Here is a 1320-nt window from a genome sequence, read left to right on the forward strand (position 1 = left end):
GCCGCTGTCCGCCGCCCAGGGCCGCCTGTGGTTCTTCTGGCAGATGGAACCGGCCAGCGCCGCCTACAACGTGCCGGGCGCGCTGCGCCTGCGCGGTCAGCTCGACGAGTCTGCGCTGCGGCGTGCCTTCGACGCCCTGGTGGCGCGCCACGAAACCCTGCGCACCACCTTCGATGAGGTGGATGGCCAGGCCTTCCAGCGTATCCAGCCGGCGCAACCCCTGGATCTGGCGCGGGTCGATCTGTCCGCTGAAAAAGATGCCGAAAGCGCCGCGCGCAAGCTGGCCGAGGAAGAAGCGCTGCGTCCGTTCGACCTGCGCACCGGGCCGCTGCTGCGCCTGACCTTGATCCGTCTGGCCGAAGCCGACCATGTCTTGCTGCTGACGATGCACCACATCGTCTCCGATGGCTGGTCGATCCGCGTGCTGGTGGACGAGTTCAGCCGCCTCTACGGCGCGTTTGCCGCTGGCGAAGAGTTGCAGCTGCCGGCATTGCCGGTGCAGTACGCCGACTACGCCCAGTGGCAGCGCGAGCTGCTGGCGGGTGAGGAGGGCCAGCGTCAGCTGGACTGGTGGACCGGGCAGCTCAGCCAGGACACGCCGGTCCTGGAACTGGCCGCCGACCGCCCGCGCCCTGCCGTGCAGAGCTACCGCGGCGGCAGCCTCGGCTTCAGCCTGGACGCCGGCCTCGGTGCGCGTCTCAAGCAACTGGCCCGCGAGCAGGACGTTACCCTGTTCATGCTGCTGCTCGGCGCCTACGCCGTGCTGATGCAACGCTACAGCGGCCAGCGCGACCTGCGCGTCGCCGTGCCCATCGCCAACCGCCAGCAGCTGGAGACCGAAGGGCTGATCGGCTTCTTCGTCAACACCCAGGTCATGCCGTTCGCCCTCAGCGACGACGAATCCTTCGCCGCGTTGCTGGCGCGCCTAAAGCCGCTGGCGCTGGGCGCCCAGGCGCACCAGGACCTGCCGTTCGAGCAACTGGTGGAAGCCCTGCAGCCCGAGCGCAGCCTGGCCTACAACCCGCTGGTGCAGGTGAAATTCAACTTCGGCTTCGACGTCAGCCGCCTGCCCGATGCTGGTCCGCTGAAGCTGGAACTGTTCAGCGAGGAACAGTACGGGGCGCGCTTCGACCTCGCGCTGGACATGGCCGAGGCGCTGGACGCCAGCGGCCAGCCGGGCGATGAACTGCGCGGCAGCTTCGTCTATGCCCGCGACCTGTTCGACGAGGACAGCGTTGCCGCCATCGCCGGCCAGTTCGAAGCGCTGCTGCGCCAGCTGTGCGCCGAGCCGCAGCTCGCCGAGGGCGCGCTGCCGCGCCC

Annotated in this window: 1 protein-coding gene; it reads left to right on the forward strand. The window is 69.3% G+C overall.

The genetic code is table 11. The annotated features are described in order from the left end of the window. Positions 1 to 1320 (forward strand): condensation domain-containing protein (locus ACCC94_RS29690; RefSeq protein ID WP_413353171.1); only part of this gene is annotated, 1320 nt, incomplete at both ends.

This window comes from Pseudomonas sp. Pseusp97, from assembly GCF_047304025.1.
GTDB lineage: Bacteria > Pseudomonadota > Gammaproteobacteria > Pseudomonadales > Pseudomonadaceae > Pseudomonas.